General features: G+C 53.6%; 13 protein-coding genes. 3 read left to right on the top strand and 10 right to left on the bottom strand.

Annotated features, from left to right (window positions below; genetic code table 11):
- Nucleotides 1–331 precede the first annotated feature (331 nt).
- From PL263_RS03750 to PL263_RS03740, 3 genes are all read left to right on the top strand, one after another.
- Nucleotides 332–1,207, top strand: coding sequence for a hypothetical protein (locus PL263_RS03750; RefSeq protein ID WP_278211747.1), 876 nt, complete (start codon nt 332–334; stop codon nt 1,205–1,207).
- 203 nt (nt 1,208–1,410) lie between these two features.
- Nucleotides 1,411–2,205, top strand: a complete 795-nt coding sequence (locus PL263_RS03745; protein WP_278211746.1) for an alpha/beta hydrolase — start codon at nt 1,411–1,413, stop codon at nt 2,203–2,205.
- A 253-nt stretch (nt 2,206–2,458) separates the two neighbouring features.
- On the top strand, nt 2,459–3,889 hold the full coding sequence (locus PL263_RS03740; protein ID WP_278211745.1) for an alkaline phosphatase D family protein: 1,431 nt from the start codon (nt 2,459–2,461) through the stop codon (nt 3,887–3,889).
- A 34-nt stretch (nt 3,890–3,923) separates the two neighbouring features.
- On the opposite strand, the gene PL263_RS03735 is transcribed toward PL263_RS03740, so the two are convergent.
- The 10 genes from PL263_RS03735 to PL263_RS03690 form a co-directional block, all read right to left on the bottom strand.
- A complete protein-coding gene (locus PL263_RS03735; protein ID WP_278211744.1) occupies nt 3,924–4,784 on the bottom strand; it encodes an HDOD domain-containing protein in 861 nt (286 codons plus the stop codon).
- Between the two features lie 2 nt (nt 4,785–4,786).
- Nucleotides 4,787–9,877 (bottom strand): EAL domain-containing protein, encoded by a 5,091-nt coding sequence (locus PL263_RS03730; protein ID WP_278211743.1) that lies wholly within the window; start codon nt 9,875–9,877, stop codon nt 4,787–4,789.
- Between the two features lie 9 nt (nt 9,878–9,886).
- Nucleotides 9,887–10,423: a YfiR family protein gene (locus PL263_RS03725; RefSeq protein ID WP_278211742.1), complete on the bottom strand. Its 537-nt coding sequence runs from the start codon at nt 10,421–10,423 to the stop codon at nt 9,887–9,889.
- A gap of 67 nt (nt 10,424–10,490) precedes the next feature.
- Nucleotides 10,491–12,479 carry a TonB-dependent receptor gene (locus tag PL263_RS03720; RefSeq protein WP_278211741.1) on the bottom strand — a complete coding sequence of 663 codons (1,989 nt, stop codon included), beginning with the start codon at nt 12,477–12,479 and terminating at the stop codon, nt 10,491–10,493.
- A gap of 379 nt (nt 12,480–12,858) precedes the next feature.
- Nucleotides 12,859–15,630: a class I adenylate cyclase gene (locus PL263_RS03715; protein WP_278211740.1), complete on the bottom strand. Its 2,772-nt coding sequence runs from the start codon at nt 15,628–15,630 to the stop codon at nt 12,859–12,861.
- 69 nt (nt 15,631–15,699) lie between these two features.
- Nucleotides 15,700–16,299 (bottom strand): histidine phosphatase family protein, encoded by a 600-nt coding sequence (locus tag PL263_RS03710; RefSeq protein ID WP_140912880.1) that lies wholly within the window; start codon nt 16,297–16,299, stop codon nt 15,700–15,702.
- 30 nt (nt 16,300–16,329) lie between these two features.
- Entirely contained in the window at nt 16,330–17,076 is a 747-nt protein-coding gene (locus PL263_RS03705) for a phosphate/phosphite/phosphonate ABC transporter substrate-binding protein (RefSeq protein WP_278211739.1), read from the bottom strand.
- Between the two features lie 11 nt (nt 17,077–17,087).
- Nucleotides 17,088–17,564 (bottom strand): PAS domain-containing protein, encoded by a 477-nt coding sequence (locus tag PL263_RS03700; RefSeq protein WP_140912878.1) that lies wholly within the window; start codon nt 17,562–17,564, stop codon nt 17,088–17,090.
- 27 nt (nt 17,565–17,591) lie between these two features.
- Entirely contained in the window at nt 17,592–17,954 is a 363-nt protein-coding gene (locus tag PL263_RS03695; protein ID WP_140912877.1) for a roadblock/LC7 domain-containing protein, read from the bottom strand.
- Nucleotides 17,955–18,001: 47 nt separating this feature from the next.
- Nucleotides 18,002–18,646: a hypothetical protein gene (locus tag PL263_RS03690; protein ID WP_278211738.1), complete on the bottom strand. Its 645-nt coding sequence runs from the start codon at nt 18,644–18,646 to the stop codon at nt 18,002–18,004.
- Nucleotides 18,647–18,648: the final 2 nt, after the last annotated feature.

Here is an 18,648-nt window from a genome sequence, read left to right as displayed (position 1 = left end):
GGCAGACGCGGTGGAATGATTGTACACCCAGCGGTTTTGAGATGAATCCAGTACATCTGTACTGGTACAGAAAATATGTAGCTGATCTTTGATTCTGTAGCGACAATAAACTCCACGAAACTTTAACTATATATAAAGTAATTAAATCTTCAGATAAAGTATTGATGTTCTTGCCAATTTTAAAAACCTATTAATTAATATCAATATTAAAAAGCCGCCACAATCAAGAAATTGGACAAATAAAATTAACAACACACTCTCACCAATAAAATACCAAGACGAAAAAAATACATTTATATCAAAATAAATACCAGTTAAAAAGGAAATTGAAATGAAAAAAAATATTTTAGTAATTAGTGGAATATCTTTACTACTAAGCGGCTGTGGCGCGTCTCTTTTCGCGAATAGAGATACAAATCCAAACATTCAGGACATAGCAGTCAATCCTCATTTTTGGCCATGGAGTAAAAATGGAGTTAATACATTTGCAACAACCGCAAGCAGGCGGATGGTGTTAGTAAACTCAAAGGATTGGGGAGATACAATAACATCTTGCGCTGAGCCTTCACCTGATGTAGGAGAAGCTTTTGCATCCGCTGTGTCAGATGCTTTGAAAGTAGCAGCATCGGAACCGAAAACAGGAATTAATGGTAGTTTATCCAACGAATACGCCAGAGCAGTGATGACTCAAATAACACCTTTAATATACCGAACACAATCTCTACAAATGTATAGAGATGCTATTCACAGTCACTGCGTTGACAGGATGAATGGCTGGTACCCTGAGGATAATATCTCCAAAACGGAAAATCCAATCACATTAGAGATCCAAACGGTAACCAACAACTCAATTCAAAACATTCCGCTAGACTCTGGTACTGAAACGAACAAAAAACCCACTTTCCAGCAGCAGTTCACACCAAAAATCGTAACTCTACATCCACATGATTATAATTCTGTGAAGGTATTTTATTTTCAAAGTGCCATTGAAGCGCTAAAAACAGAACTTCCATATGTACTCAAAGCGCAGGAAGAATTTGCCAAGAACCTAAAAACAACAGGAATATCCGATCAAAACATTAAATCACTTATCGAGTTAACAAAAAACCTTGCACCAACAACCGTCACTTCAAATGCAAATGGCACATCAATAGTTACCGGCTCAAATGTAAAAGAGGAAAACACAGAAAAAGAAAGTGAAAAATAAAAATAGCGTATAGATCTACTAATTATTTGGAATTTATAGCATACGATGTAAATCCATACCAGTATCAATGCCCAATATAAATCGCAACTGAGTAAATATATTACGGATTTCAGATTGGGAACGTTGGAACCAGAAAAAACATGTATTTGTTACTTATAATATCCAGTCTTTATTCTTCAAACCTTTAAAAATTGGGGCACATCATGATATTAATTAGCTCACGCCTAGACTTCACAAATTCCGACGCTTTGCTACCGGAAGGGCACATTATTAAAGAAATAGACATCACAAAAGATACAACAATACGCGAAATTTCTATTGACACCTTACTAAATGAACTGAAAGACAAAAACGTTTGCATGCTTGTCCATGGATATAATAACGAACATGAAGAAGTAAGAGACGCTTATCAAATTATTGAAAACAACATTTTCAGAAACCAAGATTTTAAATACGATTTAATAATAGGCTATAGCTGGCCAGGCGGCGACAGAGCATTAGAATGGTGGAGTGCAAAATCACGAGCGAATGCAGTAGCCAGGAGATTTAGATTATTATTAGAATTAATTTCAAAGAACACAACAGTTGATGTCATTTCTCACAGCCTTGGCGCCAGAGTTTGCTTAAAAGCACTAAAAGAAGCATCCACGATATTGATTAGAAATTATTATTGTATGGCTGGCGCAGTTGATAATGAATCCATAGAGATAGATGAAGAATTTAACTTATCTCTTTCAAGTTTGGAACGGCTTTTTATAATGCACTCTGCTAAAGATGAAGTACTAGCATCCGCATACCGACTGGCCGAATTCGATAACGCATTAGGATTATTTGGCCCAGAAGATAAAGAACAGGTAGAAACACAACTACTCAATGTTTTTGTAGCCAACTGTAAAAGAGTTGTAACTCATCATGGTGGCTACAAACGAAGCCCTGCGGTGTTCGACTACATCGCGACCGGACAAACTCAAAACCCAAGCCGTTTTATTACACTGTGAGCTAAAAGCTTGCTGAAATCCCACGGAGCTAGCGATTTGGTGAGAAACTATACTCTAGACACCAATTTTATGCAAAAACGTGTAAAAGAGGTCAGGTCTTGCAATCATGCATCCTTTTTGAACAGGTCTGGATTTGCAACCTCGACCGCACGAATTCAAATAACGTCTGGTTAATTCAAACGTTGCAGACAGGCTTACAAAACCAGTCCGGCACCTGAGAAAATCGCCCTGTAACATAGGATTGGAGGCAAAAATGACCATCACCCTCGGCCCCATCATCGGCCACACCACCCACACCTCCGCCAAGATCTGGATACGCGGCGCGAAAGGTCCCAACCATAACAGCCGGGAGTTTTGTTATGGCGCGTTCGATTTATACGAGGGCGCCAAGCTGGTCGCGTCGCAGTTTTGCTTTTTGAAGGACTATTACGACTTCACCGGCGTCGCCCAATTCGATCAGCTCAGGCCCAATACAACCTATCGGGTGGAATGCGGGGTAGTGTACAAGCGCGATGCCGATGCGCCGCCGACTGGAACGCCGGTTACCGGCCCGGTCGTTACCGGCGCGAAGAAAGCGGTAGCAACATTCAAGACCGATCGCGGCAGCAACGATACCCGGCTGGAGTTCGTGTTCGGCTCCTGTCGTTATCTGTATTGGGACAATCTGTTTCAAAACGATGCCGAGAAAGGCGACAAGACTTTTCGCTCGATCGCCAACCTGCATCAGCGGCGGCCGCTGGATTTCTTTCTAGCGGTCGGCGACCAGGTGTATGCCGATCCGCTGAACAAGCTGTACGAATACAAAAACTTCGACGCCTTGTGCGAGATTTACCGCAAGTCGTTTCAATTGCCGCATATTGCCAATTTGATGCGTAGCGTGCCGACTTACATGATTCTGGACGACCACGAGATTCGCAACGATTGGTCCAAGGACCAGATGCGCAGCGAGGCCGATAGCGGGTTTTATGCGATGCGGATGCGGGCTTACGCCTCCTACCAGCACCTGCATAACCCGGATACGCCGAACGGCCAGTTTTGGTACAGCTTCGCGAAAGGGCCGTTCGCGTTTTTTGTGATGGATACCCGTACCTTACGCATCAACGATGCCAATGCGGTGGGCGGTAAAACCCTACTGGGCCGCGAGCAACTGAATGCCTTTTTCGACTGGCTGCACCAGAACCGCAACGCGCCGGTCAAATTCGTCGTGTCCAGCGTGCCGTTTTTTCCGGACCCGAAACCCAACAAGGGCGGCGACGATAAATGGGCCGGCTTTAACGACGAGCGCAGCATGATTCTGGAATTCATCCGCGTAGAAGGCATCAGCGACGTGGTGTTTCTGTCCGGCGACGTGCATAACTCCAGCTTTGCCCGGATGCGCTGTTACCAGGACCCTGCGTTTTTAACGACCTCGCTGGTGTCGTCGCCGTTTTACTGGCCGTATCCGCACGAAAGCGCCAGCGATTTTTACGGCGGCCGCACCTTGGAGTTCATGCAATGGACCGACGGCAACCGCCGCAGTCGCGACCGCATCGAATACCGTTACGAAGGCGAAGGCTTTATCGGCGACGAAGCGTTTATGGCCGTGTCGGTGGACATCGGCAAAGGCAAGCCGTGGTGTAGTGCGGAGATTTTCGACCGCAAAGGCAACCCGTTTCCGGCTTATCCGCGGCCGTTCTTCTTTTGAGCCGGGCGTCGGCTTGGGCGCAGCCGCGCCGCCTTTAACCGAACAACACCTTGGCCAGCTCTTTGGTCTTGACAAACTCGGTTTGCAGTTGGGCAAAGCAGCGATGTTCCGTGTTTTCCGCGACAGCCAATATCTCCAGCATCTCCAACTTAGGCATTTCCGCATCCTTGAACAAGGTGCTGACCAAGCGCGTGGCAGCTCCGACTACCAAGGTTTGCTGCCAATAGTCGCCGCGGTAACCGGGATGACGGTGATGTTCGATGATCGTACACAAGGCTTCCGGGATTCCCCAATAGCGCGCCAGATGGGCGCCGATTTCGCAGTAATCGGTGCCTACGGTCTGGCGCAAGGCCTGGTTTAAATGCAATTGCGGATTGGCTCGCTTCAAGCGCAAGGCTTCTTGGGTCTGTTCCGCCATGGTATCGGCCAAACATAACAAACCCAGGTTATGCAAGATGCCGGCGGTGTGCACGGTTTGCACAAACGCTTCGTCGACTGCCGCGTCCGGTAACGCCCAAGCCAGATCGGTCGCCGCTTGCGCCGCCAGCATACTGCTGACCCAGTAACGCCGGATATCGAAACTGCGACACTGATTGACGTTGAATGGCTTCATTACCGCCAAACCGATACTGACGCCGCGTACGATGTTCAAACCCAATTTGAAACAGGTGCGCTCTATCGAGGTGACCGCTTCGCCGTTGTTGTTCAGCCAGGCCGAATTGGCCAAGGCGATCAGGCGGGAACAAATCGTCGGGTGATTCTGCAATACTTTCGCCAAGCCGGAGTAGTCCAGACCGTCGTCAGACAAGGCTTGAATCAGGTGATGGACATCGTGCGGCAGGGCCGGCAGTTGCTTAATGTCGGCAAGTGCATCAGGTAAATCGAGTCGCTGCATATTCAATTGTCGGGCGGGATAAACGGACTGGGTTTGGCGTCGACGAACTCCAAACGAAAATCTTTCCGGAACAAGGCGGGCATCGCAATAGCCGGTTGCGGCGTGCTAAACAAAAATCCTTGCACGATCTGACAGCCCAGGCCGGTCATCACCATGGCCTGATCGATGGTTTCCACCCCTTCGGCAATCAGGCAAAAATGCATCGCGTGCGCCATGCCGATGATGGTTCCCAATAAGATCGGCGTTTGTGGATTAATCAATACGTCTTGGACGAAGATACGGTCAATCTTCAAACAGTCCACCGGCATTTGTTTTAACGAGACCAAAGACGAATAACCGGTACCGAAATCGTCGATGGCGATTTTTACCCCAAGTTCTTTCACCTTGTGGAATACATCGATATCGGCTGCGTCCTGCATCGCGCTTTCGGTCACTTCCAATTGCAGGTATTCGGCGGGAATGGCGGTTTGCTGCAGAATATCCCTTAGCGAGGAAATGAACAGCGGATCGCGGAAATGGCTGGCCGAGACGTTGACTGCCATCGTCATCAGCGGCAGTCCCTGCTCGCGCCATTCGGATAACTGCATACAGGCGCTACGCAGCGCCCATTCGTCGATCTTGCCGATCAGACCCAAAGTTTCCGCCAGCGGGATAAATTCGCTGGGCCCGATAATGCCCCGCTGCGGATGGCGCCAGCGGGCCAAGGCTTCGATACCGATCATCCGGCCGTCGAGCATGCCGACCTGGGGCTGGTAAAACAACTCGAACTGGCCTTGGTCCAACGCGTCGCGCAGCATTTGCTCGTCTTGTAAGCGTTTGATCGCCAGACCGGTCATTTCCGGCCGGTAATAGGCGTAGCGCTGTTTGCCGGCGGTTTTGGCCGAATACATCGCGGTATCGGCGGCTTTCATCAAGTCGTGCTCGTTGTCGCCGTCTTTCGGGTAAATGGCGATGCCGATACTGACCCGCGGCTTCAAATGATGGCCGCTCAGGATCAATGGCCGGTTGATTTCCTGCAAGCACCGTTCGGCGATATCCATGGCCTGGAACTCGTCGGTGATGGTATTGACGATGATGCAAAACTCGTCGCCGCCCAAGCGCGCAGCAAAATCTTCCTCCCGCACCACGCTTTGGATCCGCTGGGCGATGGCTTTCAGAAACTGGTCGCCGACGTTGTGACCAAAACTGTCGTTGACATATTTAAACTCGTCCAAATCCAGAAACAGGAAGGCGAACTCCTGCTGCGCACGCGAGGCCGCCTTGATGGTTTGCTGCATCCGCGAATGGTAATGCACCCGGCTGGCCAAACCGGTGAGTTCGTCGAAATAAGCCAACTGGTGGATGATTTTTTCCGATTCCTTCTGTTTGGAAATATCCTGAACCGTCCCGGTAACGTAACTTTGCGCCCCGCTGTTGATCAGCGCCGTATCCTGGCGCACCGTTATCGGCTCGTCGCTTTCGCTCAGCAGCCGGTATTCGGTGTATGGGGCCGGTTTGCCCTCCGCTGCGGCCTTGATCACCTCTTCCACTTTGGATCGGTCGGCGACATCGATCAAATCCAGATATTTGGCCAACTCGCCCTCGAAATATTCCGGATTCGTCCGGCATAGCTCAGCCAAATACGGCGATATTTCGAACCTATCCAGCTTGGCGTCCCAGGTCCAATAGCCCAGGCCGGCTATGCGCTGCGCCGCCGACAATTGTTGCTTGCTATTGCGCAACTCGGCAGTGTCCCGATAGGAACGCAGCAAAAATTTGATGTGATGAATCAGCACCACGTGATTCAGCGGTTTGATAATGAAATCGGCGGCGCCGACCTTGAAGGCGCGATTGATCGACTCGATATCGTCCAGGCCGGTCGACATGATGACCGGTACATCGATCATTTCGGGTAAGGCCGTCATCCTGGCGCAGGTTTCGAAACCGTCCAGCCCGCCCATGATCGCGTCGAGAATCACCAGGTCCGGAATGTCGCTCTGCAACATTTCCAGCGCTTGTTCGCCGCTGCAAGCTTCCTCGACCTGAAAACCGGCCGATTTCAATTGTTCACCGGTGATCAGACGGAAATTAGGATCGTCATCGACCAGTAACAAGCGCACCGCCTCGCCGGCAGACGCAGCGCAAGCCTGTTTGGCTGTCACCGCCGATCCGGCTGGGCTCGCATCGGCCAAATGGCGCAGCTCGTCCAAAACCTCGGGCAATTGCTGCTCGAATGTGACGATCAAGGCTTTAACTTCATCGATTAACCCCTGGCGACCGGCGGTCTCCAAAGCCAGACAGGTTTTGGCAAATTCCCGCGCGCCCAGATTGGCGCTGGCCGATTTGAGCGCATGTGCAATGTTGCCGGCTGCCAGCGGATCATTGGCGGCAACCGCCTCGCGCAGCTTTTCGGCATTCTCCGCCGCCGTTTGCAGATATAACGCGACCGCTTTATCGAACAGGCTGACTCCCTGCGCATCGACAACTTCGCGCAGCTCAGCGGTATCGGCTTGACAAATCGGGCCCGGCACAGACGGTTGCGGCAGCGCGGGCGGTACGGCTGCCGTGGTAAGCGTACCGGCTCCGCTGCCCGGCAACCAGGTCGCTAACAAGGCGCGCAACTGGTCTTTGCTGAAAGGCTTACTCAGATAGCCGTCCATCCCGGCCGCGTGGCACTGATCCTGAATACCTTTCTGCACGTCGGCGGTCAAGGCTATAACCGGCACCCGGCCTTTACCCGCCGCAGTTTCCTGCTCGCGTAAGTTGCGGGTCGCGGTAAAGCCGTCCATGACCGGCATGTGGCAATCCATCAAAATCAAATCGTAAGACCGGCTAACCGCAGCCTTTACCGCCTCTTCGCCGTTTTTGACGACGTCGGCGCTACAGCCCATATTCTCCAGAAAGCTTTTCACCACTTCCTGGTTGACCAGATTGTCTTCGGCAACCAGTATTCTCCCGCGCAAGCGGGCCGGCGAAACCGGTTTACCGGATTGCGACAGCTGCGGCTCGGCGACCTTGTCGCGTGCCAAGGTCTCGCGCAGGCAGTTCAACAAGCGTTGCTGAAACACCGGTTTGTTCAGAAAAAAGCTAATGCCGTATTCATGGCTACGTTCGGGTTGGAAGCTGACGTTCTCCGAACTGAGCATGATGATGGCGGGCTTGGGAATCCGCCGGTCGGTTTGAATCGCTTTTGCCAGCGATAAACCGTCCATGATCGGCAAATGCCAATCCAACAAGGCCAGTTGAAACGGCTGTTGCACGGCGGCGGCTTCCAACAGCATTTTCAAGGCTCGCGGCCCGCTATCGACACTGGTGGGATTGGCGCCCCACAATGCCAACTGTGTGGTCAGAATATCGCGGTTGGTCGCGTTGTCGTCGACCACCAGAATATCAACGCCTTGCAAATCGGCCGTATCGGCCATCGGGATTGCCACCTGGATGCCCAAGCCGAATTCCAGATTGAAGTAAAACCGCGAGCCGACGCCGACTTGGCTTTCCAGATGCAGTTCGCCGGCCATCAACTCCACCAATTGCTTGGATATGGTCAAGCCCAGACCGGTACCGCCGTAACGGCGAGTGATACTGCCGTCCGATTGGGTAAAGCTGTCGAAGATCTCGTTTTGGCGATCTTGCGGCACGCCGATGCCGGTATCGATCACTTCGAACAGCAAACCGACCTTGTCGGTGGCCGCGCTGCCGTCGATACGGCTGATTTTGAGTTGCACGTCGCCGCGTTCGGTAAATTTGATCGCATTACTGAGCAGATTGACCAGCACCTGACGCAAGCGCTCGGCATCGCCCTGGACGATGTAATTCAGATCGTGAGGCATGTTCAAAATCAATTCCACGCCCTTGCGATGTGCCTGGTCGGCCAACAATTCCAAGGTTTCTTCCAGCATCGGCCGCAAGTCGAACTCTTGCAGGATCAATTGCAGTTTGCCGGCTTCGATTTTGGAAAAATCCAGAATGTTGTTGATGATGCTGAGCAAGGAATTGGCAGAACGGTATGCGGTTTCCGCAAAGCGTTTTTGCCGCTCATTCAAGCCGGATGCCATCAGCAGTTCGGTCATGCCCAACACGCCGTTCATCGGCGTTCTGATCTCGTGGCTCATCGTCGCCAAAAACTGCGACTTGGCTTTGCTGGCTTGTTCCGCTTGCTCCTTCGCGGCCAGGGCATCGGCTATGCTGATGTTCAGTTCTTTGTTCGTTTCCGCCAATTGCCGGGTACGTTCCAGTACCTGTTGCTCCAGCGAATCCCGGTGCATCGCCAGCTGGTCGTCGCGAAACTGGATTTCGGCAAGCATGGTGTTGTAGACCTCGGCCAAATCGCCAAACTCGTCGGAACTGGTTTTGCTGATGCGGTGGGAAAAGCTTTTTTCGTGGCCGACCGACTGCATCGCCTCCATCAACTTCAGCAGCGGCGCCAAAAAAATGTGCTGCATTTTGGAGGTCAACGCGCTGATGCACAGCATCGTGAACAGCACGATAATGCCAAGAATCAGGTAAAAGGTTTTCAGGATCGCATAGAAACCGCTCTGGTCGTCGACCAAATGCAATATACCGACGGTGTCGCCGTCCAGCTCGATCCGCCGCACGAAATGCAAGTTGTTTGCCGCATCGTATTGAAATACGTCCTTGTCTGTGGCAGCGCCGTCGACGTACGGAAACAGTCTGTCGTACCAATGCGCAAGCGCACTTCCCAAGTTACCCAGCAAACTGCGGTTGGGATCCGGGGTTTCGGCCTGCTTCAAAAGCGCCAGGGCCTGCACGGATTCCCAGTGACTGACAGAGGATTTGGCGGAGTGGTAGTCGGCAAACAATTCGCCTTGTTTGTCGTAGAGCTCGGCGTTCAATATGCTGTCCCGAGTCCGCATACTCTCCAGCATCGTGTTGGCGGAAACCATATCGCCGAACACCAGCGCGGCGGAAATATTCGAAGCGATGATATTCGCCACCAACACCAGCTGCTGTTCGGTTTCTTTCTTTTTTGCAAAATATTCGTTGATGATGATTGCCGTTGTCGCCAAGCACAGCGTCAACATGGCGATCAAAGTCATCATCGACACCAATTTGATTTTGATCGGCGCGTTATTAAACCATCTGACAAAGGGCATAGTTGTCTCCTAACGGTCTCCGACGATCTTTGCCAGCCGCAACAGGTTGGAACTGATGTTCAGCCCCGAAGCCTTGACCGCCGCCAGATTGACGTGCAGCTGAATTTTGCCGTCTACATTCACCATTGCCACCATACCGCCGTTTTCCACAAATCCCTCATCTTCTCCCATCGTCAAAACCGGATGGTTCTTCGTATCTAAAAATACCTGCAACAAAACATTATTCGGCAACTCACCGATGAACAAAATCTGGCATTGATTCAAATTACGCAAGCGCTCCGAATTGACGATCTTGATCGCACGGTCGCCGACGTTCTTGCCGTCGATCGAATCGAAAGACTGCAACAATACGTTATCGCCCACCAGACACACGTTCAGAACGTTGGCATCCGTTTTAGCGCCCTCCGGCCATTGGGTAAACCGAGCGAAATTCAGGGTCAGCGCGGCCAACACCGTGTATTGCTCCAGCGCGGCCGGCGCCGCCGCGCAAACGCTTGCCGCCGCCGCAAATGCCGCCAAAGTACCAGCTCTAAAAACGTTTACCACATGACTCCGTAGTAGCAAGCCGCTATCCGATTGCAAATTTAGTTCGAAAATTAGAAAACATCGCGCCTTAAAAACTCCAGGCCACTTTGCCGTACATGCCGCGGTCGATAAAGGTCGGCAAGGTCTGGTTTTCCTGTCTGAATTCCAAATGGCTCTCGCTGAGCAAATTCTGCCCGACCAAAGACAGCTCCAGACTGGCGGCCGGCCGCCAGGCCAAACGCACATCCATCGTCACGTAATCGTTGATCTGCTGCACGCCGTAGACGCCAACGGACGCATTGGTATCGACGTAGCGAAACCATAAATCGAAATCGATGTCTTTGCGCACGCTCAATGCGCTGCGCAGACTGATGCGATGTTGCGGACTGGCTGCGGCGACCGCAGTATTTGTGGTTGGGGCGAAATCGGACTTTAACAAACCGTAGTTTGCATCCCAACGCCACCAATCCAGCATCTGCCAGACTGCCGCGACCTCGAAGCCGTAGGTCTTGGCTTGAAAATTATTGTTCAGCGTCAACGGTACCACCACCACGCCGGACGACGGGTCGAAGGTTCCCGCACCTTGGGTGACGTTACGCAAATTATCGTAATCGTTATAAAACGCCGTGAAATCGACGGACAGCGATTTGATGAATGTGGTCCGGTAGCCCAGTTCATACGCGATCACGTCTTCGGCCCGATAGCTGCGGTCACCGTTCAGATAGATCGCGGTCGCCGGAAAAAAGCCCTCCGGCGGCCGGACAGCTTGGAGTAGCGACATGTTCTGCTCGGCACGGGACGGCGTTCTGACCGCGCGCGACACCGCTCCCCAAAACCGATGCTGCGGATGCGGCGCCCACATCAAGCGCGCGGTTGGCTGACCTTCGAAACCGCTGTAATCGTTATGTTCGAACTTGGAGCCCAAAGTCAGCCACAAGGCCTGATCGACCAACTCGATTTCGTCCTGGACGAATGCGCTGAACAATTGGTCGTTGCGGCTCGCCGGACTCAAACGCAGCAAACGGCCGGTTTCGGTGTGGTCGTGGGTATATTGGTAACCAAAGCCCCAAATCAACTCATGGCTGTCGAACAAACCGAAACGGTGCTGGAAATCCAAATCCAAAGTATCGCGCCCTTCGCTGAACCAGGCCTCGTTACGCCGATAGTAGTCGTAATAGAGTTGCAACGAATAATCCGAACGGGTCGAAATGGTATGTTGCCAGCGGCTCAACAAATTACCACCGTAGGCGTCGACCTGTTCGCCGAATGCGCTTTGGTAAGGCGCGGCGAGTTGCGGAATCGATAAACTCTGGTTGATGGAACTATGGTAAGCATCGCCCTGCACGGTCAATTCGTCTTGCATGGACAGCCGCGAATCCAGTCTGAACCCGCCCTGCGCTTTATCCCAGGCGTCGCCGGCCGGGTCGCCATTGGCGCGGCTGTAGGCGTCGCGCTGGAAACCTTTGACGTATGCTCGGGCGGTGGTGTCTTCGTTCAAACGACCGCCGTAACGGAAGCCGCCGAACCCGCGCTCCTCAGTACCGCCGCCGGCCACCAGCAGGCCGCCCTGGGTTTTGCTGGAATGCTTGGTGATGATGTTGATGACGCCGTTTACCGCGTTTGCGCCCCAAAGCGTGGCTCCCGGTCCGCGGATAACTTCGATCCGCTCCACGTCTTCCAACATCACGTCCTGGTTTTCCCAGTACACGCCGGAAAACGATCGGGTATAGGTGTTGCGGCCGTCGATCAAAACCAGCAATTTGTTGGCAAAACGACCGTTGAAACCGCGGGCGCTGACCGCCCATTTATTGGAATCGATGCGGGAAACGTCCATCCCCGGTGCCATACGCAGAGCCTCCGGAATGCTGGTCACGCCCGAGCGTTTGATGTCTTCGTGGGTGATGACGAACACCGCGGCTGCCGAGTCGTTCAAGGCCTGCGCCTTTTTGGATACCGAAGTCACTTCGACGCTGAGCAAATCCTCGACATTCAATTCCAGCGCATCCTGGTTTTCCGCAGCGCAATGACCGGCTTGGTGTACTGCAAGCAGCAGTAGTCCGACTAGTGGTTTTTTCATAATGTAACTTACAACTGAATTGGCGTACCGTTGCAGTTAAGGCCGGCCATATCGGCTATTACTGCAACGAATGAAACGGGGCCGCCGATAGAATAGCCATTCGCGAAAAAATCCTGGGCCAAGGCTGGATTTTTCGGTTCCGCAGTCGCGGCGGCGGCGAAAACAGACGTGTCGGCGCATCCCTACAAATTAAGTTTAGTTCAATTTCGGACAAGACAACCCCGCCGGGCCGAACCGGTCCGGATTTAGCCGCGGGCGGCCGCGGTCATCGACCTCCGACTTGGTCGCGGTCCACGCGCGAATGTTGGAAAAATCGGAAACGCCGGTTGGCAACCAACAGCCATGCTCCGGCCAAAGCTGCCGGCACGACCTTCTGCGATCAAATGTTTAATTTGTCTTCCATTTTTTGCTTGTAGTTCAGGAAGTGCACGGTCTGCAACTCCGCGCTATGTTCGGCGCCCAATACCCGGCAAGGCGCGTCAATTTCGGTGATATGAAACGGATAGTCGTCATGACTATTGCGATAGCCCAGAATGTCACTGCGCACGGCCTTGTAACTGTCGGGGCCGTCGATCAGGAAGCGACGTTCGTTGGCATAAACCGCCACCGCACCACTGTCTTCACTGACGATCCTGACTCTCAAATCGAATACGCTGGCGCCCAACTTGACTTGCACCGTTTGGCAGGACACAACCCCGGCCGAATTTCGTTGAATCTCGTAAAACCGGATCGCGAGCCCGTCCGGCAACTGGGCTTGCGCCAGCAAGGTACCGAGGAATACCGAGTAATGAGCCAATATGTGTTCCGGATTGGCGTTGTGATGCTGGCGGACGAACAACGAGCCCTTTTCGTCGAGAATGTAGACGGCGACGTGCTTGCTGGTGGCATGGTAAAACAGCTGTACCGTATCGGCCAGATTGTAACGATACAGCAGCGGGATATAGGTCTGTTCCAAAACGTAGTCGTCGAACAACACCGCGGAGAACTGCGGCTGCGGTTTGGCCAATTCCTGCAACAACTGGGTATGGTTGTCCAAGCCGAAATAGCCCAAGCGGCCATTATTGAATTGAAACAGGCAGTAACCGGTTTCCGCCGGAATCAGGTAGCGTTGGGCGCCGATACCGGCCGCTACGAAACACTTTCGCAGGTTGTTGAACAACGACTCGATGCGCAACACGATACTGCGGCCGCGAACCGGGGTGTAACACAACACCCGCAGGGCATCGCTGCCAAACTGGGTTCCGCCGTTATGCACGACATCGAGCAAACAGTTAAACAAACCGTCCATCCCGGCGTACCGCTGCAAGGTGACCTCGCCCCAGCTCGACACCGACAGTTTCTCGATCGACTGCACGAAACACTGGCGGGACTCGCCATAGCTCAACGGGTCGGAGCGTTCGCTCATCACCAACTGCTGGCCGTTGGCGTCGATCGCCAGGCTTTCGCCAAGGTTGACCAGCAACAGCGACGCCGACAAACGGTTCGGTGCCGCATAGGCCACCAAACCGCTGTCGCCGCTCGGCAACCGACTCTGAAAAAATCCATGCAATTCGTTGAGCAATTGGTAGATATCGTTGCCGGCGAGTTTCAGACTCAGTGCAGATACCTGTAAATTCAGCGCTTTCTTATACAAACCGTTCAGCACCGCCCAGCACAAAATCTCCAGCAAACTATCGGCCTGTTTGATGGCGCCTTCCGCCGATCCTTGTTGCGCTGCGCTTCTATCGCTGTACAAACGCCAAAGCGGTGCGGCGTGTTCGGCGGCGATTTCCTTCGCGATCAACAAATCCGGGGTGGTATGCACCGCGCCGCGCGTGGTCAGAATCTCGATTTTGCCGGGGCGCTGGTCCAATCCGGCCCGCAGTTTGCGGCCGATCAAACCTAAATCCCGGTTTTCCCGTTGTGCTTGATCGATCGGCAAGCCGGTAAATTTGATGATCATCCGCAAGCACTGTTGCAACTGGTCGCGGATTACGCCGTGTTCGCTGTTGGCACGTTTGATATCCCAATAGCGTTGGCTGGCCAGATTCTCCAGCAAGGCTTCCGGCCAGTGCCATTGCTCGGCAACCTGGTGTAAAAAACTTTCCCGCAATTGCCTTAGCCGGCTATCCGGGATCGGCCCGGAACCGGCCATAATCTTCATGTAAAAACACTCACGGATCAGATCCAGACGCCGTTTGGAGCCGGCCTGACGCAAGTAGGCGTCGACCTTGCTGTACATCAACAAATACGGGTCCAGGCTTTCCACGCTGAAGTCGCCCCGGTAAACGGCTTGTTTCAAGGCTTGGCACAGCCAGTGCGGGTGCGGGAACTCGCTGGCATAGCTTTCCATCAACAACAGCTTCAACAGAGATTTGTGCGGCGAAGTCAGGGATTTATAGATATGCCAGAGCGTCGCGCTGACGAACTCGGCGGTCGGCATGTTGTTCAGATTGCCGAAATCCAAGACTTCGCTTTCTGCGACGAACCGGTTCTCGAGCAAATGCTGCACGTATTGGGCGTAATCGGCTTCCTGTTCCGGCGGCACCAGCCACCAAACCGGGGTGCGGCCGGCGACATAAATCGAGGTGCGGTAAAACTCTTCCAGCAACAGATAGTGCTGGGTCTCGCCGCTGCTTTCCTGCGAAATCGGCGTGTTTTCGCCGCGGACGAATTGTTCGGCGTCGACCAGAAAAAAATGCGCCTCGATTTTCAACGCCGCCGCCCATTTCTCGACTTCGCGGGCTTTTTGCTGAAGCTCGGCCAATTCGTCGGCCGCCAACCCCGAGGCATGGCAAAGCCAGATGTCGATATCGCTTTCTTTGGAAAAGGCCATACTGCCGACGCTGCCCATCAAAAACAAGGCGTGAATCGGATATTGCCGTAGCGCCTTGCGTTTGTAGACAAAGCCTTTGGAAAACTGTTTGGCAACGTCCAACGTTTGTTTGCCGGGCGTATAGTCGGGAATGCCGGCCGGGCTTTCCAGCGAGACGAAGCCGGGCAACAGCGGGTGGTTTTGGTGGAATAGCAGCGGCAGCAATTTTAGAAAATCCTGCTGCCGCGGCTGCAGCAAACTCTGCACATGCAGCAATCGTTGCTGGTTGAAATACTTGAAGCGCTGCGTCACCGCATGCAGATCTTTTTTACTGATCTCTTCGCCTGGTGCGCCCAATCGGATTGGAAGAAAACGGTTCGTCACTGCGGCGCACCAAAATCGAAACGGCCTTGAGTATAGAAGAAATCAACCCGGCCGATGGTAGTTCAGCTGCAGGTAACGGCCGTCTGCGCTATCGAAGGCTGTAAACCGGGTCAGTCCGGCCTGAGGAACCTCTATGCGGAAGGCTGCCGTCGGCGCCAGCTGCAGACAATGGCTCAACAGGCTGCGCACCACGCCGGCATGGCTGACGACCAGAATCTTCTTGCCGGCATGCGCGGTCAACAGCGCATCCCAGGCCGTTTGCACCCGGCGATTGAATTGCCGGTAGTTTTCGCCGTTGGGCGGGGGCGAACGCTCCGGATCGCGGTAAAACGCATCCAATGCGCCAGGCCAATCGCGTTCGATTTGGTCGGCGCTCAGACCTTCCCAGGCGCCGAAATCGTACTCGGCCCAAGCCGGATCGACACACAATTCGGCTTGCTGCTGTCCGCACCACGCAGCGGCGAACGAACAACAGCGGCGCAATGGCGAACTCGCCACCACGTCCCAGTGCAGTTCGCCGCACTGCCGGTACATTTGCCGCCAACCGCGCTCGGTCAACGGATCGTCGGTGATTCCGCGGTAACGGGCGCCGCCGCGGGCCTCGCCGTGCCGCAAAACATCTACCGTGGTTACTATGGTCATGGCTGCGGCTTCCGCTGATAAAAATTAAGGTTAAGTATTGAGGGTATCCATCAAATCGATCATAAATTCCATTTCCTCGTCGTCGATCGCTTGCCAACCATTGAAGCCCAATGCAGTCAGGACGCCCCTGCCCTTCTCGTCCGCCGCCATCGCCAACAAAGCCCGGCAGAATTCGCCGCGCCTTGCCTGCAAGCGCGGGCCGATCAACAAGGCATGGTGGATCACGCTAATCTGGCTGCGCACCAATATCCGTAATTGCTTGCGAATCACGCCCGACAAATTATCGTAGGCTTCGGCCAGAATAATACCCGCATCGGCCTCGCCTTTCAGCAAATGCTTTGCCACCAGAACCGGCGTATCGGCCAAAACCGGGACAATGTTGCCGGCATCCAGGTCGGCCGGCTCCAACATGATCATGCCCATTAGCCGCACGTCGGGATCGTCGGTAAACGCCACCCGGCTATTGACTTGCAGATCGGCGACATCCTGCACCGGATTGTCGGCATTGACGGCGATAATGGCCTCGTCAGCCTGGCCCAGAGCCTTGACCAGCGGCACGAAGCCCTTAGTCCTGACCAGCATGGCCGCGTCGAACGGGTTGGCGTAAATCAAATCGATTTTATCCGCTTCGATCGCTTGATGCAGTTGCTGGTAATGGTTGTACATTTCCAGATGGATCGCGGTATCGGTTTGTTTTTGCAACCAGGTGTTGAATATATACCAACCGGACAGCCGGTCGGGCGCGAAATCGGGACTGACGGTAAACAGAAATGACATGGCAGGCTCCGTTAACGTAGTGTCGGATAGAGTTTGACGCATTCGTCGACCTTGGTCCGCGACGGCTTGCGCCGGACCGAGGTATAGCCCACGACTTGACCGCCGCGCACGTTGGGGATGACGGTGGCTTTGACCCAGTAATAACCGCCGTCCTTGCGCAGATTTTTGACGTAACCCTGCCATTTCTCGCCGCGCTGAACCGTCTCCCACAAATCCTTGAACGCCGCCGCCGGCATGTCGGGATGACGCAGAATATTGTGCGGCGCACCGATCAGTTCGGCTTCGCTATAGCCCGACATTTCGACGAACGCCGGATTTACCTGACGAATCACGCCCTCCGGCGTCGTGGTCGACACGATCAATTTGCCGTCCGGATACGGCGTTTCCAGTTCGGTATACAACACTTTGCGGCGAGTACCGTCGTAGAACGTCAACTCGGCCTCCCGGTAATCTCCAACGATGTCTTCGGGTTTCATATCGCTAATCATGATCGGCTCCGTAGCATGGTTTCGGGATCACAGCATTTCGGAAATACTTTCCGCCGCGCGCTTGACGTCGAGAAAGATCAGGCCCAATTTGGCATTGGGCTTGGCTAACACCGTCAATACCGCTTCGCTGCCGGCGTAAGTCATCAGCACATAGCCGCGTGCGCCTTTGATCAACACCTGCTCCAGATTGCCCCGGTTCAGTTCCTGGGCAGTACGGTCGCCCAAAGACAGCATCGCCGCACTCATGGCGCCGACCCGGTCTTCATCCATGCCGGCCGGCAATACCGAGGCCATCATCAATCCGTCCGTGGATATCACGCCCGATGCTTCAATATCGGCCGAAGTGCCGTTCAACTCCGTCAGTACCGAGGTCAGCATATCTGCTTTCATAATGGGTCTCTCCTAATAAATGATGTTGATAACGCAAGCGGACGAAACTAATCGCCTTTTTTGACGTAGCGGGTCGTCAGGCTCCAGGCCAAACTGACGAATTCGGCCCGATTGAAATGCGGCGTGCCGGCAATCGCCAGCACGAAGCGACGGCCACCGACGAACACAGGCCAGAAACCGATCTGGCTGGCGCCGAACGCATCGACGATCGCCCAGGCGTGGCTGGCGATGCCCATGTTGTTGCTTAACAAACCGGAACGGCGTTTATGCACGGTCGCCAATTCGGCGCTCAAGGCCGACAATTCTTCGGCGACCTCGTGCGGAAAACCGCTACAAGCCAGATAAAAACCCTGGTCGTCAGCCAACAATACTTTGCCGGAATCGGAGATCGCCGCCAGCAGGCCCGGTAGCAGTTCCTCCAACGCGCCAGCCGGCGCCTGCAACGGCGTATCCACGCCTTGTACCCAGCCCAACTTCTGACAATGCGACAACATTTCCAAGGCTTTGTCTTCGTCTTCGATTTCCATCAGGCTTTGCAGTTTCGGTAAGGCCAGTGCCGGCGTCTGCGCCTGCTGCAACAGGCGCAGCAAAAAACGCCGGGGTTTGTCGGAATCCGGATAAGCTACCGCGTAATAAGCCCCGGCCGGCGTCGGATATAAAAACAGGTCTTCGACGAGTTTGAAGCGCTCCATGC

The organism is Methylomonas sp. EFPC3, from assembly GCF_029643245.1.
Lineage (GTDB): Bacteria > Pseudomonadota > Gammaproteobacteria > Methylococcales > Methylomonadaceae > Methylomonas > Methylomonas koyamae_B.
This window is presented reverse-complemented; position numbering and strand designations above follow the sequence as displayed.